This is a genomic window from Bacillus cereus ATCC 14579, assembly GCF_000007825.1.
Classification (GTDB): domain Bacteria; phylum Bacillota; class Bacilli; order Bacillales; family Bacillaceae_G; genus Bacillus_A; species Bacillus_A cereus.
On record NC_004722.1, the window covers coordinates 722,501 to 744,465 of the forward strand.

Genomic DNA, 21,965 nt, shown 5'->3' on the forward strand with positions numbered 1-21,965 from the left:
CTTGACTGCGAGACCTACAAGTCGAGCAGGGACGAAAGTCGGGCTTAGTGATCCGGTGGTTCCGCATGGAAGGGCCATCGCTCAACGGATAAAAGCTACCCCGGGGATAACAGGCTTATCTCCCCCAAGAGTCCACATCGACGGGGAGGTTTGGCACCTCGATGTCGGCTCATCGCATCCTGGGGCTGTAGTCGGTCCCAAGGGTTGGGCTGTTCGCCCATTAAAGCGGTACGCGAGCTGGGTTCAGAACGTCGTGAGACAGTTCGGTCCCTATCCGTCGTGGGCGTAGGAAATTTGAGAGGAGCTGTCCTTAGTACGAGAGGACCGGGATGGACGCACCGCTGGTGTACCAGTTGTTCTGCCAAGGGCATAGCTGGGTAGCTATGTGCGGAAGGGATAAGTGCTGAAAGCATCTAAGCATGAAGCCCCCCTCAAGATGAGATTTCCCATAGCGTAAGCTAGTAAGATCCCTGAAAGATGATCAGGTTGATAGGTTCGAGGTGGAAGCATGGTGACATGTGGAGCTGACGAATACTAATAGATCGAGGACTTAACCATATAATATGTAGCAAATGTTATCTAGTTTTGAAAGAATATAAAAAACTTGTTGACTTTCGAGGTCGAATGAGTTAAAATGATTCTTGTCTTAAATGAATACAGTCTGGTAATGATGGCAGAGAGGTCACACCCGTTCCCATACCGAACACGGAAGTTAAGCTCTCTAGCGCCGATGGTAGTTGGGACCTTGTCCCTGTGAGAGTAGGACGTTGCCAGGCAAAATGGAGGATTAGCTCAGCTGGGAGAGCACCTGCCTTACAAGCAGGGGGTCGGCGGTTCGATCCCGTCATCCTCCACCATATATGTCGGAGGGGTAGCGAAGTGGCTAAACGCGGCGGACTGTAAATCCGCTCCTTCGGGTTCGGCAGTTCGAATCTGCCCCCCTCCACCATTCTTAATTAATGGGCTATAGCCAAGCGGTAAGGCAACGGACTTTGACTCCGTCATGCGCTGGTTCGAATCCAGCTAGCCCAGCCATTAAGAGCCATTAGCTCAGTTGGTAGAGCATCTGACTTTTAATCAGAGGGTCGAAGGTTCGAGTCCTTCATGGCTCACCATTTTAATGAAATATGCGGGTGTGGCGGAATTGGCAGACGCACTAGACTTAGGATCTAGCGCCTTTGGCGTGGGGGTTCGACTCCCTTCACCCGCACTTTTAATAAAATAACTCATACATGTCTTGCGGAAGTAGTTCAGTGGTAGAATACAACCTTGCCAAGGTTGGGGTCGCGGGTTCGAATCCCGTCTTCCGCTCCAATTTTCAATATGACATGCCGGGGTGGCGGAACAGGCAGACGCACAGGACTTAAAATCCTGCGGTGGGTGACCACCGTGCGGGTTCGACCCCCGCCCTCGGCACCATATGCGCCCGTAGCTCAATTGGATAGAGCGTTTGACTACGGATCAAGAGGTTAGGGGTTCGACTCCTCTCGGGCGCGCTTTTATTAACGGGAAGTGGCTCAGCTTGGTAGAGCACCTGGTTTGGGACCAGGGGGTCGCAGGTTCAAATCCTGTCTTCCCGATATTCCCAAAAAACATGGGGCCTTAGCTCAGCTGGGAGAGCGCCTGCCTTGCACGCAGGAGGTCAGCGGTTCGATCCCGCTAGGCTCCACTTTATTTAATATATGTCTCGGAGGTATACCCAAGTTCGGCTGAAGGGATCGGTCTTGAAAACCGACAGGCGGTGAGAATCGCGCGGGGGTTCGAATCCCTCTACCTCCTCCATTTTTTCTTTAATGGTGTAGACATATAATAATAAAATATTTATTTTTTCCTTCATGGAGGTATACCCAAGTTCGGCTGAAGGGATCGGTCTTGAAAACCGACAGGCGGCGAGAGTCGCGCGGGGGTTCGAATCCCTCTACCTCCTCCATTTTTAAAACTTTATATTGTCGCGGGGTGGAGCAGCACGGTAGCTCGTCGGGCTCATAACCCGAAGGTCGCAGGTTCAAATCCTGTCCCCGCAACCAAATGGTCCCGTGGTGTAGTGGTTAACATGCCTGCCTGTCACGCAGGAGATCGCCGGTTCGACCCCGGTCGGGACCGCCATTTATGTTGGCTCGGTAGCTCAGTCGGTAGAGCAGAGGACTGAAAATCCTCGTGTCGGCGGTTCGATTCCGTCCCGAGCCACCATTTTTTTATGCCGGCTTAGCTCAATTGGTAGAGCAACTGACTTGTAATCAGTAGGTTGGGGGTTCAAGTCCTCTAGCCGGCATCATTTAGGGGCATAGTTTAAAGGTAGAACTGAGGTCTCCAAAACCTCCAGTGTGGGTTCGATTCCTACTGCCCCTGTAAAGTATATGGGCCTATAGCTCAGCTGGTTAGAGCGCACGCCTGATAAGCGTGAGGTCGATGGTTCGAGTCCATTTAGGCCCACCATATATTATTCCGCAGTAGCTCAGTGGTAGAGCTATCGGCTGTTAACCGATCGGTCGTAGGTTCGAGTCCTACCTGCGGAGCCATGGCCCGTTGGTCAAGTGGTTAAGACACCGCCCTTTCACGGCGGTAACACGGGTTCGAATCCCGTACGGGTCATACAAAAAAGAGTCAGCATTATGCTGGCTCTTTTTTATTTTGTTAATCCTTTTTATTACGTTACTTTCCAGAAATAAATAAAGGAATTTTGGAAAAGCTATGGTATGTATAAAAAGGAGGAAATCATAATGACACGAGTGAGAGACTTAATGAGTACCCATATTGTACATTGTACACCGCTAGACAATGTATATGAGGCAGCTGTAAAAATGAAGGAAGAATCGATTGGATTAATTCCTGTTGTTGAAAATGAGCAAGTTGTTGGGCTTGTTACTGATCGTGATTTAGTCGTTCGAGGGATTGCTGAAAAACATCCTGGATCTAATAAGATTACAAATGTAATGACAACAAATATTATCTCAGTTTCTCCAAATGATTCTATTGAAAAAGCTACAGAGCTAATGGCACAGCATCAAATTAGACGATTACCAGTAGTTGATAGTGGTCAACTTATTGGCATGTTAGCACTAGGAGATTTAGCTATAAGGGAATCAGCAGATGATCAAGCTGGATTTGCCTTGAGCGAAATCTCAGAGCGTACAGAGTAAATTGAAACTTTCATTAACCGAGAGTTTAATGGTCACTCATAAAGAGCTAAATTATATATAAATTTCAGATACATTATTCTAGTATATATGGATTAAACTAATATGTTAGCGTGATGTATCTGAGACATTATATAATAAGTATGTGGTTAATAATTTCGACATTTTTTTAAAATTTGTTATTCTTAATTTTTAATAAGAGAAAAGATGATATACTGATAGATATAAGTATTATGAGAGATTTTGAATATAACAATATTAATTTTTAGTGGTGCGATAATAAATTAATATTTCCTACATAGATGAAAAGGGAAGGGGAATTATATGAAGGCTGTACAGGGCGATCCAAATTGGAATTTGGTTACAGATACATATATAGAACCAAATAATTTCGCTGAATTATTTTCTTTGCTTGTACCTTGTCACCCAAAAGGTGAGGGGAAAGAACGAACTATATTAGTATGGAAAGAGAAAGAATTTTATAAAGAAGAAAATTTAGCGGCATTTATCGTATATGGCATGAATAAAGCAAAGAAATTACCGCAGTTTCATAAAGATGAAATTCCAACTTTAGTGCGTATTCTTCGCTTATGCCAAGAGATTGGTTGGTATGAAGAGGCAAATGATTTTATGATAGCGCAAGGATTAGCTGAGTTTGTTCATACTTCATTGGAATATGAAACATGGGATCTTTTGACGCAATCAGTTGCTTTAAATTATTTAATTATTAAATATCGTATAGGTGAATTGACAGATAGGGATATTGAAATTTGGGATAGAGTTAAATTTAATGAGAAGTGTATAACCGATTGTAAACATTTATTATCTCATAAAGAAGTATTGGAATTTACATTCTTTTATATGTGCAAGAGAGCGAAATCATTATCAAAAGAGCAATTAAATAGTGATATGATGAGTTTAGCAATGTATTGTAATACTTTTGTATATGATTTGTATACACATGATTTATTACGGAAATATCGTAAGTGTACAGATTTCCTATCATATTATGGGCCTAGTCAGGCAGTTTTAGCATGTCAAAGAGCTGTATTATCTCAAATTTCCGATCGCTTAGACCCATTAAAGACAACGCATGTAGATGATTATTTATATGTGATGAAAGAAATGATGGAGCATATGACGATAGGAGTAATGGATCGATATGGTCATTTTATTGGAAAGCTACTATCTTATGTGCCATTTTTCGAAATGATACAAGTTCCACAGCATGCATATTATTGTGAAGAATTACTGTATATTTGTAAGGGCATTGAATATAAAGAAGAAACACTACGCAATTATATATTTATACAATTACATGATTGTTTACCATCATTTTTTAGGCTATTTCTTAAAAATAAGCGTTACGCAACGATTCATGATATTCTTTTCTATTGGTGCGATGACGAACAACGAATGAGCTTAGAGAAAAAATATAATCTGAGCTTTATTTATGAAAAATATGCTTGTGGATAAACAATATTTTCGATATGAAAAATTAATATAAATTAAAAAGGATCTCCAGTTTATGTGAGATCCTTTTTTGTTAGTAAAACAAGGAGAAAGTGATTAAGACAAGAAACAACATTCCATATAGGAGAAGTTGTGCAGTATAACTTCCTTGTATACCAAAAAAAGTATTGGCTTTCTTATACAAATTCAATATGTATTTTATTGGAGTATCTTTGAAAGATTGGTACACAGTGTCTCCTCTTTCTAAGCTTCTTGTTTTTGTTTTTGGTTATAAGGGACATTAATATATCTAGCTACAAATAATAAAACAGCCATAAAGAATACTGGAAATACAGTAGATAAATAAAAGCCATTACTAATTATATTTGTTATGAGAGCACTCAAAAGAAAAATAGCATTATAAATATGGGCAATTTTTTGTTTTAGTTGCACTTGAAATGATTCCATCATAATTTCTAATGCAACAAAAGCAATAATAATAGATAAAAATACAATGTTTGTATTGTAAATGATTAAACAACAGATTAAACCTAAAAAGGCTACGTATTCAATTATAAGAGGTATATTGCGTGGCATACAATTTACCTAACTAAATATGGCAGTGGATTTACTGCATCTGTTTTTTCAAAATTCCATTCTCCATTATGTAATTCACAATGAAGATGTTGCCCGTATGAATGACCTGTGTTTCCCATATGACCTATTAATTGTCCAGTCTGTACTTGATCACCAGCTTGTACAGTGCGATCCTTCATATGAGCATAAACAGTTGTATATAATTTCCCATTGATTTGATGCGCAATGAAAACAACATTGCCATAGCTAGCTGAATAATAAGATTTCACAACTTTACCTGCAGCAGCAGCTTGGATAGAGACGTTTCCTGGAGCGGCAATATCTATACCATAATGCATTTGTTCCCAGCGTATATCAAAGGTTGAGCTAATTCTTCCTTGAGCGGGGAATTTGAAAGCAGCTGGAATTGATGAAGGCTGATCTGTTTTAGCTTGTGGTTGATTTTGTACTACATAGTGTTTTGCTACATATCCGTATCCTGTGCCAAAACGAATTTTATACCAAGTACCTACAGTTTCTACTACTTGTACTTGAGTACCGTTTTGTAATGAACCGAGTAGAGCGCTACTTGTACTAGCGGTGCTACGTACATTTAGATTAGGTGTTGCAACAGTATATTTTGTATTATTTTGAACGGTGATTCCTTTTACTAAGGGTTGTGAACCATTAGAGATGAATGCTTTTTGTACGTAACCTGTTTGGCCATTATGTGATATTTTATACCATTCGCCTTGATCTTCTTGAACGGTAATAAACTTACCATTTGGTAATACATCTAAAATGGAAGATTCTAAATTAGGTTCAGAGCGAACGTTTAATGCATTAGCATTAACGATGTATTGATCATTAGATTGAAGTTTGTTTTTTAGTAAAATAGCATCTTTTTGTACATAACCTACTTTATTATGAACAGATACTTTATACCAACCATTAGTTGTTTCAATGATGTTCACTTTTGTATTAAAGCGAATTGTATCAATTGATGTGCTTTTTACGTTATCTTCTGTATGTAATGCTACTTGATCGACTTTGACATACCCAGTTTTAATATTAGATAATTGTTCAGCGTTTGCTTTTTGTACATTTGTTTCACCCATAGAAGGAAGTAAAGAAGCAATCGCTACAGTAGTTGCTGTTAAAGCAGTAGCTTTCATATTCATGGAATAGAGACCTCCTCTAGTTGTATAGTTGTAATTTTATTATAGTATAAAGATATAATATAGTGGGGGTATTCACATAAATGTAATATGAAATCAATATAAAAATAAATTTTTTGAGGATAATTATTCCTTTTTATACAATTAATTGGGGTTTTATTTTCTAAAATAGAATGTATGTATTGTATAATTTTGATATTATGTTGATAATTAAGAAAATTAAAAAAGTTGATGATGTCTTATTAGGGTGTTATACTGACAGTGATAATTTTATAGTTTGCTAGGAGAGCTGGTGTTGCCAGCTGAGAGTAGGCCGTAAGCCTTTGATCCTTTTTATTACCTGATCTAGATTATGCTAGCGTAGGGAAGCAATTCGGACACTAACAATGAGTCCCCGTTTCTTTGCGTATAGAAACGGGGCTTTTTTATTTGAAAATTTCATATTGAAACCACTAGGGGTGCTTGACTTGCTGAGAGAGGAATAATCCTTAACCCTTACAACACCTGATCTAGGTAATACTAGCGAAGGGAAGTGGAACATCGAATAAATGTATAACTTTATTTGCTGTAACCACTTCTTATATATAGAAGTGGTTTTTTATTTAGATACATATATTGGAAGGGGATAGAGAAATGAAATTTTGCGATAGATTATTAGAAACTGTGCAACCGGTTTGGGAGATGAGTCATAATCATCCGTTTGTAGTGGGTATGGGAGATGGCACGTTAGAAAAAGATAAATTTCAGTATTATATTATTCAAGATTATTTATATCTGCTAGATTATGCAAAGTTATATGCGATTGGTGTTGTAAAAGCAACGAATCCACAAGTAATGGGAAAGTTCGCTGAACAAATTGATGGAATATTAAATGGCGAAATGACAATCCATAAACAATATGCAAAAAGACTTGGAATTTCTATAGAGGAGATAGAGTCTGCGAAACCATCTGCTAAAAATTTAGCTTATACAAATTACATGATGTCTGTATCTCAAAATGGCACACTTGCGGAATTAATAGCAGCGCTTCTTCCATGTATGTGGAGCTATTGGGAAATTGGAAAGCGTTTAAATGATATTCCTGGAGCAAGAGATCATGAGTTTTTTGGTGAGTGGATTCAAGGATATAGTTCGGAAGAATACGGTAATCTTTGTATTTGGTTAATAGATTTATTAAATGAAATGGCAGTTGGAAAGTCTGAGAAAGAACTAGAAAGATTAGAGGAGATCTTCTTATATTCCAGTCGATTTGAATATTTATTCTGGGATATGTCCTATCGTAAGGAGATGTGGGGATTTGAGGAGCAAGAACATACTACAGTTTCATAATGTTTCTTTTCATTACGATGAGAAACCAATCATCCATGAATTAAATGCTTCTATACATGAGAAAGAGTTTGTCAGTATTATCGGACCGAGTGGATGTGGAAAAAGTACTTTATTTCGCCTTATTACAGGTCTAGAAAAGGTAAGTACTGGACAGATAGAACTGACAGAAACAAAGAACCATCCTGTAGGATATATGCCGCAAAAAGATATGCTTTTGCCGTGGAGAACAATTATTGAGAATGCTGCCCTGCCGCTAGAGTGCCAAGGTGTACAGAAGAAAGAAGCAGAAGTAAAGGCAAAGGAACTGTTACATAAATTTGGTTTGCAAGGGTATGAGAAAAAATATCCGAAAGATTTATCTGGTGGTATGAGACAACGTGTATCTTTTATTCGAACTTTATTAACAGGCGGGGAGATATTGCTGTTAGATGAACCATTTAGTGCGTTGGATGCTTTAACGAAGACCTCTTTGCAAGAATGGTTGTTTGAACAATGGCAAGAGTGGGAAAAAACAATTTTATTCATTACTCATGATGTTGAAGAAGCGTTATTTCTTTCAAACAGAGTTTTAGTAGTGGAACAGCAGCCGATAACGACTTTGACTGAGCGGACTGTACCGCTTGATCATAACAGAACACGAAAAGATTTATATAAACCGGAAGTATTAGCGCTGAAAGATGAGCTTCTTAGTATGTTACAAAGGCAGGTACTTGTGTGATGAACCGATTGAAAGAATTAGTTCCTGCTATTACACTTTCTAGTATTTTACTAGCTGTGTGGGAAATAGGAGCAAGAATTGTAGATGAGATGTACATTTTACCGTCACCGTCTGCGATTGTAATGAAGATATGGAAACTAAAAGACATATTATTTACAGTTCATTTACCTGCAACGTTATACGTCGTTTTAATAGGTGTTGTTATCTCTATCGTATTAGGTGTAGGGCTAGCGATGTTAATGAATGCGAGTACATGGATGGAAAGAGCATTTTATCCATTATTAGTTGCTTCACAAACGATTCCAATTACTGCGCTTGCTCCGCTATTTGTTTTATGGTTTGGATATACAATTTGGAGTAAGGTTGTTGTCACAGTTTTAATTACGTTTTTCCCAATTGCGGTCAATACGTATGATGGACTGCGTAGTACGAAAAAAGAATGGGAGGAGCTCTTAGTTACATATGGAGCAACAAAAAGAGATATTTTTCTTAAATTAAAGTTGCCGTCTGCTCTTCCTTATTTTTTCTCAGCTTTAAAAATTGCAGTTCCGCTTAGTGTTATCGGAGCAGCAATTGGAGAATGGCTCGGTGCACAAGCTGGGCTTGGATATTTCAGTAAGAGAATGATGACGCAGTTAGATGGAGCTGGCGTATTTGCACCTATTGTATTGTTATCATTATTAGCTATTTTCTTCGTCGTAATTATTTCCATATTAGAAAAGAAATTCATTAGTTGGAGGAAGCATTCATGAAATTTTTAAAGCGCATCTTTGTGTTTACATTATTAATTGCAATAATTGCAGGATGTTCGAGTAATTCAGCATCAGATAAAAGTAAAAAAGAGAAAGAAATAACAGTCATGTTAGATTGGTATCCAAATGCGGTACATAGCTTTATCTATGCAGCAATTGAAAAAGGATACTTTAAAGAAGAAGGTGTAAAGGTAAATATTAAATTCCCTTCTAATCCGACTGATCCATTAACGCTAGCAGCAGCAGGGAAGGTGACAGTTGGCTTGTATTATCAGCCAGATGTTGTTATGGCGAGAGCGAATGAGCAAATTCCAGTGAAATCAATTGGGGCTGTCGTACGTTCACCATTAAATCATGTTGTATCACTGAAATCAGCGGGCATTCAATCACCGAAAGATTTAGAAGGAAAAACAGTAGGATACTCTGGAACACCATTAAGTGAGATGTATTTAAAAACGATGGTAAAAGAAGCTGGTGGTAATCCTGATACAGTGAAAGTAGTAGATGTTGGCTTTGATTTAGTACCAGCATTAATTACGAAGAAAGTAGATGCGGTAACAGGGGCATACATTAACCATGAAGTACCTGTTATGCGTCATGAAGGCCATGAACCAGCGTACTTTAATCCAGCTGATTACGGAGTACCAAACTATCATGAGCTTGTGTTTGTAACAGGTGATAAAACGTTGAAAAAAGATAAAGAGGCGTTGCAAGCTTTCTTACGTGGTACGAAAAAAGGCTATGATTTCATGAAGAAAAACCCAGATGAAGCATTGAATATTTTATTAAATCATCAAGAAAAAGAAAACTTCCCACTTGTGCCAGAAGTTGAAAAGGAAAGTATGAAAATTTTATTAGAGAAGATGGAAACGAAAGATGAGCCATTCTTATCAGATTCAAAAGAATCTTGGGAGAAACAAAATAAGTGGCTGAAGGACAAAGGAATGACGAAAGAAACCGTCCCAGCCGATGAATTATTCGAAAATATTTTAAAGTAGGCGAATGAATATGAAAAATGAGCTCCATGTAATCTCAAATGGCCATATGCCATTCGAAGAGTTAGTGAATGTAGCGATGCAAATTGAGAGTGAGATTGATTATTTGCATATTCGTGAGCGTGAGAAGAGTACGAAGGAATTATATGAAGGTGTGGAAAGTCTATTAATGGAGGGCTTTCCAGCTTCTAAAATTGTCATAAACGATCGAATTGATATTGCAATTTTATTAAATATTCCTCGTGTTCAACTAGGATATCGAAGTACAGATGTAAAGTCAGTGAAAGAAAAGTTTTCGTATTTGCATGTCGGTTATTCTGTGCATTCGCTAGATGAAGCAATAGTAGCTTTTAAAAATGGAGCGGATTCACTCGTTTATGGCCATGTATTTCCGACAGATTGTAAAAAAGGTGTGCCAGCGAGAGGGCTTGAAGAAATTTCAGACATTGCAAGGTGTTTATCTATACCGATTACAGCAATTGGAGGAATTACCCCAGAAAACACAGTGGATGTTCTTACTAACGGTGTAAGCGGTATAGCAGTTATGTCTGGAATTGTAAGTAGTAGTAACCCGTATAGCAAAGCGAAATCTTATAAGGAATCAATAAGAAAGTGGGCGGAAAAACATGTGTGAGAAGTATGATGTAGCGATTATTGGTGGTGGTGTAATTGGTAGTTCAGTTGCACATTTTCTAGCAGAAAGAGGACATAAAGTAGCGATTGTGGAGAAGCAAAGTATTGCATCGGAAGCTTCAAAAGCAGCTGCTGGTTTACTTGGTGTTCAGGCAGAATGGGATGCGTATAATCCGCTATTTGAACTTGCTAGAGAAAGCCGAGCTATATTTCCACAACTTGCAGCAGTTTTACGTGAAAAGACGGGTGTTGATATTGGATATGAAGAAAAAGGAATTTATCGTATTGCTCAAAATGAAGATGAGAAGGAAAGAATTCTTCACATTATGGATTGGCAGCAGAAAACAGGTGAAGATTCTTATTTTCTAACGGGAGACCATGTGCGGGAAAAAGAGCCATATCTATCCGAATCTATTATAGGAGCAGTATATTATCCGAAAGACGGTCATGTTATTGCACCAGAGCTTACGAAAGCATTCGCACATTCTGCAGCGATTTCCGGTGCTGATATATATGAACAGACAGAAGTATTTGATATCCGTATTGAAAATAATAAAGTGACTGGAGTTATTACAAGTGAAGGTATTGTCACATGTGAGAAAGTCGTTATTGCAGGAGGTTCATGGAGCACGAAGTTACTCAGTTATTTTCACCGCGATTGGGGTACATATCCAGTTAAAGGAGAAGTGGTTGCGGTAAGAAGTAGAAAACAACTTTTAAAAGCACCTATTTTTCAAGAAAGATTTTACATTACTCCAAAGCGCGGTGGACGTTACGTAATTGGGGCAACAATGAAGCCACATACGTTCAATAAAACTGTGCAGCCAGAAAGTATAACTTCTATATTAGAGCGTGCTTATACAATATTGCCAGCTTTAAAAGAAGCAGAATGGGAAAGCACGTGGGCAGGATTAAGACCACAATCGAATCATGAAGCTCCTTATATGGGAGAGCATGAAGAAATAAAAGGTTTATATGCTTGCACGGGCCATTATCGAAACGGTATTTTATTAAGTCCTATTTCTGGCCAATATATGGCTGATTTAATAGAAGGAAAGCAAGAGAATCATTTGCTAGATTCATTGCTTTCTAGAAGAGTTTAGAAAGGGGATGGAAGTTTGAATTTAAAAATTAATGGTAACCAAATTGAAGTGCCAGCGAGTGTAAAAACAGTAGCTGAGCTACTTACACATTTAGAGCTAGATAACAGAATTGTTGTAGTAGAGCGTAATAAAGATATTTTACAAAAAGATGATCATACAGATACATCTGTTTTTGATGGAGACCAAATTGAGATTGTAACTTTCGTAGGAGGCGGTTGATTATGTTAAACATTGGACCATTTTCATTTCATTCTAGACTTTTATTAGGAACAGGTAAATTCCCTGATTTTGACGTACAGCAAAAGGCAATTGACGTTTCTGAAGCTGAAATTTTAACGTTTGCAGTACGTCGTATGGATATCTTTGATGCAAAGCAACCTAATTTATTAGAGAAACTTGATGTGAAAAAATATACGTTATTACCAAATACAGCAGGAGCAAAAAACGCTGAAGAGGCTGTTCGTATTGCAAAATTAGCAAAAGCTTCTGGGCTTTGTGACATGATAAAGGTAGAAGTTATTGGTGATGATAGAACGTTATTACCTGATCCGGTAGAAACATTAAAGGCATCTGAAATGTTACTGGAAGAAGGATTTATCGTACTTCCGTATACATCTGATGATGTTGTATTAGCACGTAAATTACAAGAGCTTGGCGTGCATGCGATTATGCCAGGAGCATCTCCAATCGGATCAGGACTTGGTATTGTAAATCCATTAAATTTGAGCTTCATTATTGAACAAGCGACAGTACCAGTTATCGTTGATGCCGGTATTGGTAGCCCAGCTGATGCGGCATTTGCAATGGAATTAGGAGCAGATGGCGTGTTATTAAATACAGCTGTATCAGGAGCAAAAGATCCTATTAAAATGGCACAAGCAATGAAATTAAGTATTGAAGCAGGCCGTTTAGGATTTGAAGCAGTTCGCATTGCACGTAAGCGTTGTGCAACTGCAAGTAGTCCTTTAGAAGGAATGAGCGTAGTTGAATAATCGATATTCTCGCCAAGAACTATTTTCTCCAATTGGAGAAGAAGGACAGCAAAAGATAAGAGAAAAGCATGTGCTTATTATCGGTGCAGGTGCATTAGGTAGTGCAAATGCAGAGATGTTTGTAAGAGCAGGTGTTGGCAAGATAACAATTGTTGACCGTGATTATGTAGATTGGAGTAATTTACAAAGACAACAATTGTATGCAGAGAGCGACGTAAAGAATAATCTTCCAAAAGCTATAGCGGCTAAAAAACGTTTAGAAGAGATTAATAGTGATGTAACAATAGAAGCTCTCGTTCAAGATGTAACAGCTGAAGAGCTAGAAGAACTTGTTATAAATGTTGATGTAATTATTGATGCGACTGATAATTTCGAAACGCGCTTTATTGTAAATGATATATCACAAAAATATTCTATTCCATGGATTTACGGTGCATGTGTAGGTAGTTACGGTCTTTCTTACACAATCCTTCCTAGTAAAACACCATGTTTATCATGTTTATTACAGTCGATTCCGCTTGGCGGGGCAACATGTGATACAGCGGGTATTATATCACCTGCTGTATCTCTTGTCGTTTCTCATCAAGTAACAGAAGCTCTTAAACTGTTAGTAGAAGATTACGAATCACTTCGAGATGGGCTTGTATCGTTTGATATGTGGAAGAATGAGTATTCATGTATGAATGTGCAAAAACTTCGCCAGCATAATTGTCCTTCATGCGGAGAGAATGCATTATATCCGTATTTAAATAAAGAAAACACATCAAAAACAGCAGTTTTATGCGGGCGAAATACAGTTCAAATTAGACCACCTCATAAAGATGAAATGAATTTTGAACAATATAAAGAGTTGTTGGAAGGTCGTGTAAATGATTTAAATATAAATCCATATTTACTATCATTTTCTGTTGAAGACAAGAGGTTAGTAGCCTTTAAAGATGGCCGTGTGCTCGTACATGGAACGAAAGATATAAGCGAAGCAAAAACGATTTATCATCGCTATTTTGGATAGAAAAGGATGAGTGGGATGAAAGTGAATAAAGCTTTAACAATTGCAGGGTCTGATAGCGGCGGCGGTGCTGGAATTCAGGCAGATTTAAAAACATTCCAAGAGCTTGGTGTATACGGAATGACGGCTATTACGGCAATTACTGCTCAAAACACGCTTGGCGTTCAAGGGGTATATCCTGTTCCATTAGAAGGTATTACAGAACAGCTGAATTCAATTGGTACGGATGTAACACCAGATGCAGTGAAACTAGGAATGTTATTTAGTAGTGAAATAATTCAAATTGTTGCAGAACAAATTAAAAAGTTTGGCTGGAATAATATTGTGCTAGATCCCGTTATGATTGCAAAAGGCGGTGCATCATTATTACAGCAAGAAGCAGTTCAAGCATTAAAAGAATATTTATTACCAGTAGCAACTGTTATAACACCGAATGTTCCAGAAGCAGAAGTGTTAACTGGGGTGGAGATTCATAATGTTGAAGATAGTAAGGAAGCTGCAAAAGTATTGCACAAATTAAGTGCTAAATATGTGCTTATGAAGGGCGGACATGCAGAATATCAAGGGAATGAAGTAATTGATTTCCTCTTTGATGGAGAAGAATTTATTGAGTTTAGAAGCGAGCGAATTCCTTCAAAGCAAACGCATGGAAGTGGGTGTACATTTGCTTCAGCGGTTACAGCAAGACTTGCGAAAGGATACTCAATTGAAGATGCTGTTCAAGAAGCAAAACGATTTATTAGTATAGCAATTGAAGAGCCATTGAATATTGGTAGTGGTCATGGACCGACGAATCATTTTGCGTATAAAGTGAATAGAACGCGTGTATAGATAAGTGAAAAGCCAGTTTTATAACTGGCTTTTTTTCTGTTTACTTTTTCAAAATACAGGAGTAATATATCAGCCAGAATACATTTTTTTGTAAACGCTGAGTCCAATTATATGGAGCGGAGGAACCAATTTGTGCAGTGTCACTAGGGGTGAATCTTTCAAGTTTGAAAGTAGGGCTACTCTCAAAGTCCGAATCCGACAGCTAACTTCGTAAGCGTCTTGAGAGAGGACGGTGCCATGATGGATACATCACTTCATCGATCTGATTAGTATAGGGGAATATCAATCTATGTTTGATTTCTTTTATACTAAGGAGGATGAGGTACATGGAACTAACACTTATTTGTGTTGGAGAAGAAAGTAAGGTAAATAGTTTAAGAGATTTAGTATCATTTCAACATGAGTTAATTATTTTTACAGCAAATGAAGAGATAGCGGCTGAAGTTAGGAATTGTGGGTTTGATTGGACTTATAGTTGTAGTAAGGAGCAGGACTTTACTAGTATTTGTGAGTGTATTAAGAAGGTGATTTTACTAGGGGATGAGCTTCCAATCGTTAGTTTTTTCACAGAACACATTCGCTTTTCTTTCCAAGCACCTATTACTGTTGTTACAAGGAATAAACGATATCCAGCGAGGCTCTATGAAACCATTGGAGCTAAGTTTGTCGTGTTTACAAATTGTGATAATATTTCTTTTTTATTTTTTGAATAGGGCGGGGGAAGAAATGATGAAGGTACTATTACTTGGAGATATAGCAAATCGTTGGGCAGTATCGGTAGAGCGAGTTCAAGAATTGGTTCAGATCGATCCCCTTTTTCCAGGGCCGTATATTATATTACCATCAAAAGATGCTTTGTATTTAGAGGTAGATATTACCGAGTATGAGCAGCTACATGCAGAATTGACACAAGTTTATATTCGCGGGAGAAATTTACGTGCATTTTTACGAGGAGAATAAAGGTTGAATAAAAAAGAGCGAATGCTGAGTGCAACAAGCTATGCACTTCATGTCATTCGCTTTTTTTATTTCATATTTAAAAGGTCATTTTTAAGAAAAGAAAAGAGAAATAAAGAAAATAGATGAAATAACAGTAATAATCTTCAATGTAAGCGTTTAAATTAATGTAAATATTATTATTTTCAGTAATTTACCCCTTTACAAGTGAAATATAGAGGAGTATATTTACTCTCATAAATCATTCATAAAATTTCCAAAAAAACCTAAAATCGCTGAGTTCCAGAAATGGAGCGGGGGAACCAATTTTGTGCATCGTCACTTGGGGTGAATCTTTCAGTTTTGAAAGTAGGGCTACTCTTTAGGCCCGAATCCGACAGCTAACCTCGTAAGCGTTTAGAGAGGAGGTTTACTTTTTGTTGTTCATTTTTTGAACACTGAGTAGAGCTCAGTGTTCTTTTTTAATATTTAAATGGTAAATTTTAACAAAAAGAGAGGGATAGTTATGTTAGATGTTGTAATGGTCGGGATTTTTATTTTATTAGTTGCATCGATGGCAAGTCTTGCAAGTTGGTCAGATAAAGTTGTGAAAGAAGGAAAGCAATCATGATGATTGTCTTATCGGTTATTGTCGCAGCAATTACAGTGTATTTAGTGTATGCATTATTAAATCCAGAGAAGTTTTAATTAGGGGGAATCATTCATTATGATTTGGGTTGCAGTCATTATTACAATGCTCTTGTTTATTTTAGTAGCAAAGCCAACGGGGATTTATTTAGAAAAAGCTTTTCAAGGTAGCAAAACGTTAGATAAAGTATTCGGGCCTTTTGAAAAACTTATTTTTAAAATTACGGGTGTAAAAGCATACAATCAAACGTGGAAACAGTACGCATTATCATTAGTTTTATTAAATGGATTTATGATCGTTGTCGTATACTTCATTTTCAGATTACAAGGTGTGCTGCCGCTAAATCCAGCACATATTGAAGGGATGGAGCCTACGCTCGCTTTTAATACAGCGATTAGTTTTATGGCTGATACAAATTTACAGCATTATAGCGGTGAAAATGGTTTATCCTATTTATCACAATTAATCGGGATTACATTTTTAATGTTTGCGGCACCAGCAACGACATTAGCGCTCGTTATGGCTTTTATAAGAGGACTTGCTGGAAAAGAACTTGGTAACTTTTTCGTTGATTTTACGAGAGCGTTAACGAGAGTGTTTCTTCCTATTGCATTTATTGCGGCACTAGTTTTTGTCGCACTTGGCGTACCACAAACGTTAGATGGGGCGGTTACAGCACAAACGATTGAAGGTGCAAAGCAAAGTATTTTACGTGGACCTGTTGCATCATTCGTTTCCATTAAGGAACTTGGAAATAACGGCGGTGGATTTTTCGGAGCAAATTCTACGCATCCTTTCGAAAATCCAGGACAAATGAGTAATATTTTGCAAATGATGCTTATGATGTTATTACCAACAGCACTTCCATTTACGTACGGACGAATGGTCGGAAATAAAAAACAAGGCCGCATCCTTTTCGTGTCACTATTTATGGTATTTTTACTAGGGTTTATAACGATTACGACATCTGAACTAAACGGGAACCCGGCATTAAATGGAATGGGTATCGAACATGTACAAGGAAGTACAGAAGGGAAAGAAGTACGATTTGGAACAGTATTTTCTTCACTATACGCAACGGTAACGACAGCTGCTGAAACAGGCGCTGTTAATACGATGCATGATACGTTAACACCAATTGGCGGTTTAGTTCCGCTTGTAAATATGATGTTAAATACTGTGTATGGCGGCGTTGGAGCAGGTTTTGTAAACATTATTATGTATGCAATTATCGCGGTGTTTATATCTGGGTTAATGGTTGGACGGACACCAGAGTTTTTAGGTAAAAAGATTGAAGGTAAGGAAATGAAATTAATCGCGGTCACGATTTTATTTCATCCATTGCTCATTTTAGGATTTTCGGCATTAGCTCTTTCAACAAATTTAGGGACGGATGCTATTTCTCATTCCGGTTTCCACGGTTTGACGCAAGTGGTATATGAATATACATCGTCAGCTGCGAATAACGGATCTGGATTTGAAGGATTAGGAGATAATACACCGTTTTGGAATATTACGACTGGTTTAGTTATGTTTTTAGGACGTTACTTCAGTTTAATTACGATGCTAGCTGTGGCAGCTTCATTGAAAGAAAAAACGGTAGTGCCAGAAACAGTCGGAACGTTCCGTACAGATAATAGTTTATTTGGTGGCATCTTCATCGGAACAATTGTAATTGTCGGTGCATTAACATTCTTCCCGATGTTAGTACTCGGTCCAATTGCAGAATTTCTTACATTGAAGTAATGGAGGGTAAATGATGAGACCGGTAGTAGTAAAAGAAAAACAATTAAATGAGTCACAAATACATGCTGTAGAAGATGAAGTTAGACAAGCGAAAACGATGGATCGTGATATCGTAACACATGCGATGAAGCAATCCGTTGCGAAATTGAATCCGAAAGTCATGATAAAGAATCCGATTATGTTCGTTGTGGAAATTGGATTTATCATTACGTTCATTTTATCTTTTCTTCCAAGCAGTTCTAGTAGTATACCAGGATGGTTTAATATAACAGTTTCTCTCATTCTATTATTTACAGTTTTATTTGCGAATTTTGCAGAAGCATTAGCAGAAGGTCGTGGTAAAGCGCAAGCCGATTCTTTAAAGCAGTCGAAGAAAGATGTGTTTGCAAATGTAGTAAAAGAAAATGGAGACATTGTCCAAGTTTCAGCAACTGATCTTAGAAAAGGTGACGTTGTTATCGTAAAACAAGGAGAAATGATTCCAAGTGATGGCGAAGTAATCAAAGGATTAGCATCTGTAGATGAATCTGCAATTACAGGTGAATCAGCTCCTGTTATAAAAGAAGCAGGCGGTGATTTTTGTTCCGTAACAGGTGGAACGATGGTCGTAAGTGATGAAATTACAATTGTCATTACGAGTAATCCTGGTGAATCATTTATCGATAAAATGATTTCTTTAGTAGAAGGAGCTGCTCGTCAAAAAACGCCGAATGAGATTGCTTTAAATACAGTATTAACGAGCTTAACTCTTATTTTCTTAATCGTCGTTGTGACGTTGCCGATTTTTACAAATTATTTAGGTTTTCAAATTGATACTGCTGTACTTGTAGCGTTGTTAGTATGTTTAATTCCAACGACAATTGGTGGTTTGCTATCAGCGATTGGTATTGCGGGGATGGATCGGGTGACAAAATTTAACGTGCTAGCGATGTCAGGGAAAGCAGTAGAAGCTGCGGGCGATATTAATACAATTATTTTAGATAAAACAGGTACAATTACTTTTGGGAACCGAATGGCTCATACATTATTGCCTGTAGGAAATGAAACGATTGAGCAAGTTGGAAAGTGGGCCGCTATTAGTTCTGTTTTAGATGAAACACCAGAAGGTCGATCTGTTATCGAGTATGTGCAGGGAAAATCTATATCATATAATAGAGAACTTGCAGAACAAGGTGAGTTTGTTCCGTTTAAAGCAGAAACGAGAATGAGTGGTGTTGATTTACAGGACGGAACGAAAGTGAGAAAAGGTGCTGTCGGTAGCGTGATTGAATGGGTTCAGTCACAAGGTGGAACAATTCCGAAAGATGTAAATCAAAAAGCAGATTTCATTTCAAAAGAGGGCGGAACACCACTTGTAGTTGCAGTGAATAATCGTATTTACGGTTTAATCTATTTAAAAGATACAGTAAAACCTGGTATGCGTGAACGTTTTGAACAGTTACGTCAAATGGGGATTAAAACGGTTATGTGTACAGGGGATAACCCATTAACAGCAGCAACCATTGCAAAAGAAGCAGGAGTAGATGAATTCGTTGCCGAGTGTAAACCGGAAGATAAAATTGCTGTCATTAAAGCAGAGCAAGATAAAGGGAAACTTGTAGCGATGACAGGTGATGGTACAAATGATGCTCCAGCATTAGCACAGGCGGACGTTGGATTAGCGATGAACAGTGGTACGACAGCAGCGAAAGAAGCGGCAAACATGATTGATCTAGACTCGAATCCAACGAAAATTATTGAGGTTGTAGGAATCGGTAAGCAATTGTTAATGACGCGAGGTGCTTTAACGACGTTTAGTATTGCGAATGATATAGCAAAATATTTTGCAATCATTCCAGCAATGTTTACACTTGCGATTCCGCAAATGGAGGCATTGAACATTATGAAATTAACATCACCACTGTCAGCGATTTTATCAGCATTAATATTTAACGCTGTTATTATTCCATTACTCATTCCGTTAGCGATGAAAGGTATTGCATATAAACCGATGAGTTCTAATGCATTGCTTAGCCGAAACTTACTTATTTATGGGCTTGGCGGAGTTATCGTTCCGTTCATTGGAATTAAAGTAATTGATATAATTGTCGGCTTGTTCATATAAGGAAGAGGGGAAAAAGATGGAGAAGAAACAAAGTATACTATCACCAATTATCCGTATTACTTTTACATTTCTAGTGTTGTGCGGACTTGTATACCCGCTTATTGTTACTGGTATTGCACAAGCCGTGATGAAGGATAATGCGGATGGAAGTCTAATATATAATGATAAAAATGAAGTGATTGGTTCTAAATTAATCGGGCAAAACTTCACGGATCCACGTTATTTTCAAGGGCGTGTTTCTAGTATTGAATATAAGGCTGAAGCATCTGGTTCAAATAACTATGCACCATCTAATCCAGATTTAGAGAAACGAGTAGAGAAAAGTATTGAAGAGTGGAAGAAACAAAATCCGAGCGTTCCAGTTACAGAAGTACCGATAGATTTAGTGACAAATTCAGGTTCAGGGCTTGATCCTGATATTAGTCCGAAGGCAGCTTCTGTGCAGGTGGATCGCATATCGAAATTAACGGATATTCCGAAAGAAAAACTTAATCAATTGATTAAAGATCAAACAGAAGGTGCTGCGCTTGGTTTATTTGGAGAGACCCGCGTAAACGTCTTAAAGCTAAATTTGGCATTACAGGAATTAATGAAATAGTAACAGTGCTACCTCAATCTAACGGATTGAGGTAGCGTTGTTTCGAATGAAAGGTAGTGTTTATTTTGTATGCAGATGATTATGAACCGAAGTTTCAAAGGCGAACGCCAGAGGAATATTTAGAATATATTCGTCAGCAAAATCGCGGAAAGTTAAAGTTATATGTAGGAGCAGCTCCAGGCGTAGGAAAAAGTTATAAAATGCTCTTTGATGCAAGGGAAATGAAAAAAGATGGAATTGATATTGTAATTGGTTTAATTGAAACGCATGGAAGAAAAGAGACGGAAGAAGCAATTGCTGATTTAGAAAAAGTTCCTTTGAAAGAAATACAGTATAAAGGAAAGGTATTTTATGAGCTTGATGTGGAAGGAATAAAAAAACGCGCGCCGCAAGTAGTCGTAGTGGATGAACTTGCGCATAGTAATGTTCCTGGTTCTAAGCATAAAAAACGTTATATGGATGTGCAGGAATTGTTAGAGGCTGGTATATCGGTATTATCAGCTTTTAATATTCAACATTTAGAAAGTGTTCATGATATTGTAGCTCAAATTACGAATGTAAAAGTAAGAGAACGAGTTCCAGATTTTATTTTACAAAAAGCAAATGAAATTCAGCTCGTTGATGCAACACCGGAAGTACTTCGGAAGAGGTTAATAGACGGAAAGATATATAAAGAAGAAAAAATTCAGCAAAGCTTACAAAATTTCTTTACGCTTAATAATTTAGGAGCACTTAGGGAATTATCACTTCGCGAGGTGGCCGATGATATGGACGAGAAAATTAGCCAAACAGTAATAGAACCAATTGGCGTAAAAGAAAAAATTCTTGTTTGTGTACAATACAGTTCAACAGCGGAGAAATTAATAAGACGGGGATGGCGCATGGCTGATCGGTTAAATGCTGAATTGTATGTATTAAATGTTGAAAGAGAAAATATAGACTCTCTTTCAGCTGGTAAAAAACAAACAATTGAAGAGTGGAAGACGCTCACGAATCAATTTGATGCGAGTTTTGTATTAGAAGAAGCAAAGGGAAGAAAGCCAGCGGATGTTATTATTGAAGTCGCGAAAAGATTGCAAGTAACACAAATTTTACTTGGGCAATCAGCGAGAACGCGGTGGGAAGAAATTCGAAAAGGTTCTATTGTAAATGAAATTATGAGACAAACAAAGTATATTGATATTCATATTGTTGCGGATCAAAGAGGGTAAAATAGAGCCGACCTTT

Annotated in this window: 22 protein-coding genes, 20 tRNA genes, 2 rRNA genes and 4 riboswitches (1 of these 48 cut by a window edge); of the genes, 42 read left to right on the forward strand and 2 right to left on the reverse strand. The window is 37.8% G+C overall.

What is annotated here, in order from left to right; translation table 11 throughout:
* The 24 genes from BC_RS03595 to BC_RS03710 all read left to right on the forward strand — a co-directional run.
* Positions 1-558 (forward strand): 23S ribosomal RNA (locus BC_RS03595) (it extends 2,364 nt beyond the left edge of the window).
* 102 nt (positions 559-660) lie between these two features.
* Positions 661-776, forward strand: a 5S ribosomal RNA gene (gene rrf, locus BC_RS03600).
* 5 nt (positions 777-781) lie between these two features.
* Positions 782-857 (forward strand) — tRNA-Val (locus tag BC_RS03605).
* An 8-nt stretch (positions 858-865) separates the two neighbouring features.
* A tRNA-Tyr gene (locus BC_RS03610) sits at positions 866-949 on the forward strand.
* Positions 950-960: 11 nt separating this feature from the next.
* Positions 961-1,035 (forward strand) — tRNA-Gln (locus tag BC_RS03615).
* 4 nt (positions 1,036-1,039) lie between these two features.
* Positions 1,040-1,115: transfer RNA gene (locus tag BC_RS03620), tRNA-Lys, on the forward strand.
* 14 nt (positions 1,116-1,129) lie between these two features.
* Positions 1,130-1,210: transfer RNA gene (locus BC_RS03625), tRNA-Leu, on the forward strand.
* Positions 1,211-1,239: 29 nt separating this feature from the next.
* Positions 1,240-1,314: transfer RNA gene (locus BC_RS03630), tRNA-Gly, on the forward strand.
* A 16-nt stretch (positions 1,315-1,330) separates the two neighbouring features.
* A tRNA-Leu gene (locus BC_RS03635) sits at positions 1,331-1,419 on the forward strand.
* Positions 1,420-1,422: 3 nt separating this feature from the next.
* Positions 1,423-1,496: transfer RNA gene (locus tag BC_RS03640), tRNA-Arg, on the forward strand.
* 10 nt (positions 1,497-1,506) lie between these two features.
* Positions 1,507-1,580: transfer RNA gene (locus BC_RS03645), tRNA-Pro, on the forward strand.
* A 16-nt stretch (positions 1,581-1,596) separates the two neighbouring features.
* A tRNA-Ala gene (locus BC_RS03650) sits at positions 1,597-1,669 on the forward strand.
* Positions 1,670-1,689: 20 nt separating this feature from the next.
* Positions 1,690-1,782 (forward strand) — tRNA-Ser (locus BC_RS03655).
* A 55-nt stretch (positions 1,783-1,837) separates the two neighbouring features.
* Positions 1,838-1,930 (forward strand) — tRNA-Ser (locus BC_RS03660).
* A gap of 20 nt (positions 1,931-1,950) precedes the next feature.
* Positions 1,951-2,027, forward strand: a tRNA-Met gene (locus BC_RS03665).
* Positions 2,028-2,030: 3 nt separating this feature from the next.
* A tRNA-Asp gene (locus BC_RS03670) sits at positions 2,031-2,106 on the forward strand.
* Positions 2,107-2,114: 8 nt separating this feature from the next.
* Positions 2,115-2,190 (forward strand) — tRNA-Phe (locus BC_RS03675).
* Positions 2,191-2,199: 9 nt separating this feature from the next.
* Positions 2,200-2,272, forward strand: a tRNA-Thr gene (locus BC_RS03680).
* Positions 2,273-2,278: 6 nt separating this feature from the next.
* Positions 2,279-2,349: transfer RNA gene (locus tag BC_RS03685), tRNA-Trp, on the forward strand.
* A 10-nt stretch (positions 2,350-2,359) separates the two neighbouring features.
* Positions 2,360-2,436, forward strand: a tRNA-Ile gene (locus tag BC_RS03690).
* 8 nt (positions 2,437-2,444) lie between these two features.
* Positions 2,445-2,519: transfer RNA gene (locus BC_RS03695), tRNA-Asn, on the forward strand.
* Between the two features lies 1 nt (position 2,520).
* Positions 2,521-2,592, forward strand: a tRNA-Glu gene (locus BC_RS03700).
* 128 nt (positions 2,593-2,720) lie between these two features.
* Positions 2,721-3,140, forward strand: coding sequence for a CBS domain-containing protein (locus BC_RS03705; RefSeq protein WP_000199006.1), 420 nt, complete (start codon positions 2,721-2,723; stop codon positions 3,138-3,140).
* 321 nt (positions 3,141-3,461) lie between these two features.
* Positions 3,462-4,613, forward strand: a complete 1,152-nt coding sequence (locus BC_RS03710; RefSeq protein ID WP_000648912.1) for a DUF3965 domain-containing protein — start codon at positions 3,462-3,464, stop codon at positions 4,611-4,613.
* Positions 4,614-4,853: 240 nt separating this feature from the next.
* Here BC_RS03710 and BC_RS03715 read toward each other — a convergent pair whose 3' ends face one another.
* Both BC_RS03715 and BC_RS03720 read right to left on the reverse strand, forming a co-directional pair.
* Positions 4,854-5,186 carry a hypothetical protein gene (locus BC_RS03715; RefSeq protein WP_001137823.1) on the reverse strand — a complete coding sequence of 111 codons (333 nt, stop codon included), beginning with the start codon at positions 5,184-5,186 and terminating at the stop codon, positions 4,854-4,856.
* Between the two features lie 5 nt (positions 5,187-5,191).
* Positions 5,192-6,346: an SH3 domain-containing protein gene (locus tag BC_RS03720; protein ID WP_001056029.1), complete on the reverse strand. Its 1,155-nt coding sequence runs from the start codon at positions 6,344-6,346 to the stop codon at positions 5,192-5,194.
* Between the two features lie 269 nt (positions 6,347-6,615).
* Positions 6,616-6,727, forward strand: a riboswitch (TPP riboswitch).
* A gap of 60 nt (positions 6,728-6,787) precedes the next feature.
* Positions 6,788-6,891, forward strand: a riboswitch (TPP riboswitch).
* An 85-nt stretch (positions 6,892-6,976) separates the two neighbouring features.
* On the opposite strand from BC_RS03720, the gene tenA reads away from it, so the two are divergent.
* From tenA to kdpDN, 18 genes are all read left to right on the forward strand, one after another.
* Positions 6,977-7,672 carry a thiaminase II gene (gene tenA, locus BC_RS03725; RefSeq protein WP_000666827.1) on the forward strand — a complete coding sequence of 232 codons (696 nt, stop codon included), beginning with the start codon at positions 6,977-6,979 and terminating at the stop codon, positions 7,670-7,672.
* Positions 7,641-8,390, forward strand: a complete 750-nt coding sequence (locus BC_RS03730; protein WP_001256797.1) for an ABC transporter ATP-binding protein — start codon at positions 7,641-7,643, stop codon at positions 8,388-8,390. Before tenA ends, BC_RS03730 begins: the two co-directional genes overlap by 32 nt.
* Positions 8,390-9,142 (forward strand): ABC transporter permease, encoded by a 753-nt coding sequence (locus BC_RS03735; protein WP_001080855.1) that lies wholly within the window; start codon positions 8,390-8,392, stop codon positions 9,140-9,142. Before BC_RS03730 ends, BC_RS03735 begins: the two co-directional genes overlap by 1 nt.
* Positions 9,139-10,140 carry an ABC transporter substrate-binding protein gene (locus tag BC_RS03740; RefSeq protein WP_000670416.1) on the forward strand — a complete coding sequence of 334 codons (1,002 nt, stop codon included), beginning with the start codon at positions 9,139-9,141 and terminating at the stop codon, positions 10,138-10,140. The genes BC_RS03735 and BC_RS03740 overlap by 4 nt, the downstream gene beginning before the upstream one ends.
* A gap of 10 nt (positions 10,141-10,150) precedes the next feature.
* Entirely contained in the window at positions 10,151-10,771 is a 621-nt protein-coding gene (tenI, locus tag BC_RS03745; RefSeq protein WP_000787170.1) for a thiazole tautomerase TenI, read from the forward strand.
* On the forward strand, positions 10,764-11,873 hold the full coding sequence (gene thiO / locus BC_RS03750) for a glycine oxidase ThiO (protein WP_000333314.1): 1,110 nt from the start codon (positions 10,764-10,766) through the stop codon (positions 11,871-11,873). Before tenI ends, thiO begins: the two co-directional genes overlap by 8 nt.
* A gap of 15 nt (positions 11,874-11,888) precedes the next feature.
* Complete coding sequence (gene thiS, locus BC_RS03755) at positions 11,889-12,092, forward strand: sulfur carrier protein ThiS (protein WP_001049502.1); 204 nt, start codon at positions 11,889-11,891, stop codon at positions 12,090-12,092.
* Between the two features lie 2 nt (positions 12,093-12,094).
* The gene (gene thiG / locus BC_RS03760) at positions 12,095-12,865 is read left to right on the forward strand and encodes a thiazole synthase (RefSeq protein WP_000931982.1); all 771 of its coding nucleotides are present in this window, start codon (positions 12,095-12,097) and stop codon (positions 12,863-12,865) included.
* A complete protein-coding gene (thiF, locus tag BC_RS03765) occupies positions 12,858-13,877 on the forward strand; it encodes a thiazole biosynthesis adenylyltransferase ThiF (RefSeq protein WP_001065417.1) in 1,020 nt (339 codons plus the stop codon). Before thiG ends, thiF begins: the two co-directional genes overlap by 8 nt.
* A gap of 15 nt (positions 13,878-13,892) precedes the next feature.
* Entirely contained in the window at positions 13,893-14,705 is an 813-nt protein-coding gene (gene thiD / locus BC_RS03770; protein ID WP_000867389.1) for a bifunctional hydroxymethylpyrimidine kinase/phosphomethylpyrimidine kinase, read from the forward strand.
* A gap of 85 nt (positions 14,706-14,790) precedes the next feature.
* A riboswitch (cyclic di-AMP (ydaO/yuaA leader) is annotated at positions 14,791-14,938 on the forward strand.
* Between the two features lie 93 nt (positions 14,939-15,031).
* Positions 15,032-15,418 carry a hypothetical protein gene (locus BC_RS03775; RefSeq protein WP_000424090.1) on the forward strand — a complete coding sequence of 129 codons (387 nt, stop codon included), beginning with the start codon at positions 15,032-15,034 and terminating at the stop codon, positions 15,416-15,418.
* Between the two features lie 13 nt (positions 15,419-15,431).
* The gene (locus BC_RS03780) at positions 15,432-15,665 is read left to right on the forward strand and encodes a hypothetical protein (protein WP_001985933.1); all 234 of its coding nucleotides are present in this window, start codon (positions 15,432-15,434) and stop codon (positions 15,663-15,665) included.
* 260 nt (positions 15,666-15,925) lie between these two features.
* A riboswitch (cyclic di-AMP (ydaO/yuaA leader) is annotated at positions 15,926-16,071 on the forward strand.
* Between the two features lie 96 nt (positions 16,072-16,167).
* Positions 16,168-16,272: a SipW-dependent-type signal peptide-containing protein gene (locus BC_RS03785; RefSeq protein ID WP_000887894.1), complete on the forward strand. Its 105-nt coding sequence runs from the start codon at positions 16,168-16,170 to the stop codon at positions 16,270-16,272.
* Positions 16,272-16,349, forward strand: coding sequence for a K(+)-transporting ATPase subunit F (kdpF, locus tag BC_RS03790; RefSeq protein WP_223153441.1), 78 nt, complete (start codon positions 16,272-16,274; stop codon positions 16,347-16,349). The genes BC_RS03785 and kdpF overlap by 1 nt, the downstream gene beginning before the upstream one ends.
* A 19-nt stretch (positions 16,350-16,368) precedes the next feature.
* Entirely contained in the window at positions 16,369-18,036 is a 1,668-nt protein-coding gene (gene kdpA, locus BC_RS03795) for a potassium-transporting ATPase subunit KdpA (RefSeq protein WP_000638330.1), read from the forward strand.
* Between the two features lie 13 nt (positions 18,037-18,049).
* Positions 18,050-20,140 carry a potassium-transporting ATPase subunit KdpB gene (gene kdpB / locus BC_RS03800; RefSeq protein WP_001248004.1) on the forward strand — a complete coding sequence of 697 codons (2,091 nt, stop codon included), beginning with the start codon at positions 18,050-18,052 and terminating at the stop codon, positions 20,138-20,140.
* A gap of 16 nt (positions 20,141-20,156) precedes the next feature.
* Positions 20,157-20,738, forward strand: a complete 582-nt coding sequence (gene kdpC / locus BC_RS03805; RefSeq protein ID WP_000412605.1) for a K(+)-transporting ATPase subunit C — start codon at positions 20,157-20,159, stop codon at positions 20,736-20,738.
* A 56-nt stretch (positions 20,739-20,794) separates the two neighbouring features.
* Positions 20,795-21,949, forward strand: a complete 1,155-nt coding sequence (gene kdpDN / locus BC_RS03810; RefSeq protein ID WP_002195165.1) for a KdpD-like non-kinase potassium sensor — start codon at positions 20,795-20,797, stop codon at positions 21,947-21,949.
* Positions 21,950-21,965: the final 16 nt, after the last annotated feature.

Excerpts from the sequence above, each read along its gene's own strand:
- BC_RS03705 (WP_000199006.1), top strand. The coding sequence starts at position 2,721 with ATGACACGAGTGAGAGACTTAATGAGTACCCATATTGTACATTGTACA.
- thiO (WP_000333314.1), top strand. The coding sequence starts at position 10,764 with ATGTGTGAGAAGTATGATGTAGCGATTATTGGTGGTGGTGTAATTGGT.
- BC_RS03710 (WP_000648912.1), top strand. The coding sequence starts at position 3,462 with ATGAAGGCTGTACAGGGCGATCCAAATTGGAATTTGGTTACAGATACA.
- BC_RS03785 (WP_000887894.1), top strand. The coding sequence starts at position 16,168 with ATGTTAGATGTTGTAATGGTCGGGATTTTTATTTTATTAGTTGCATCG.
- BC_RS03715 (WP_001137823.1), bottom strand. The coding sequence starts at position 5,186 with ATGCCACGCAATATACCTCTTATAATTGAATACGTAGCCTTTTTAGGT.
- tenA (WP_000666827.1), top strand. The coding sequence starts at position 6,977 with ATGAAATTTTGCGATAGATTATTAGAAACTGTGCAACCGGTTTGGGAG.
- BC_RS03775 (WP_000424090.1), top strand. The coding sequence starts at position 15,032 with ATGGAACTAACACTTATTTGTGTTGGAGAAGAAAGTAAGGTAAATAGT.
- kdpC (WP_000412605.1), top strand. The coding sequence starts at position 20,157 with ATGGAGAAGAAACAAAGTATACTATCACCAATTATCCGTATTACTTTT.
- BC_RS03720 (WP_001056029.1), bottom strand. The coding sequence starts at position 6,346 with ATGAATATGAAAGCTACTGCTTTAACAGCAACTACTGTAGCGATTGCT.
- BC_RS03735 (WP_001080855.1), top strand. The coding sequence starts at position 8,390 with ATGAACCGATTGAAAGAATTAGTTCCTGCTATTACACTTTCTAGTATT.
- BC_RS03780 (WP_001985933.1), top strand. The coding sequence starts at position 15,432 with ATGATGAAGGTACTATTACTTGGAGATATAGCAAATCGTTGGGCAGTA.
- tenI (WP_000787170.1), top strand. The coding sequence starts at position 10,151 with ATGAAAAATGAGCTCCATGTAATCTCAAATGGCCATATGCCATTCGAA.
- BC_RS03740 (WP_000670416.1), top strand. The coding sequence starts at position 9,139 with ATGAAATTTTTAAAGCGCATCTTTGTGTTTACATTATTAATTGCAATA.
- thiD (WP_000867389.1), top strand. The coding sequence starts at position 13,893 with ATGAAAGTGAATAAAGCTTTAACAATTGCAGGGTCTGATAGCGGCGGC.
- thiG (WP_000931982.1), top strand. The coding sequence starts at position 12,095 with ATGTTAAACATTGGACCATTTTCATTTCATTCTAGACTTTTATTAGGA.
- kdpA (WP_000638330.1), top strand. The coding sequence starts at position 16,369 with ATGATTTGGGTTGCAGTCATTATTACAATGCTCTTGTTTATTTTAGTA.
- kdpF (WP_223153441.1), top strand. The coding sequence starts at position 16,272 with ATGATTGTCTTATCGGTTATTGTCGCAGCAATTACAGTGTATTTAGTG.
- kdpB (WP_001248004.1), top strand. The coding sequence starts at position 18,050 with ATGAGACCGGTAGTAGTAAAAGAAAAACAATTAAATGAGTCACAAATA.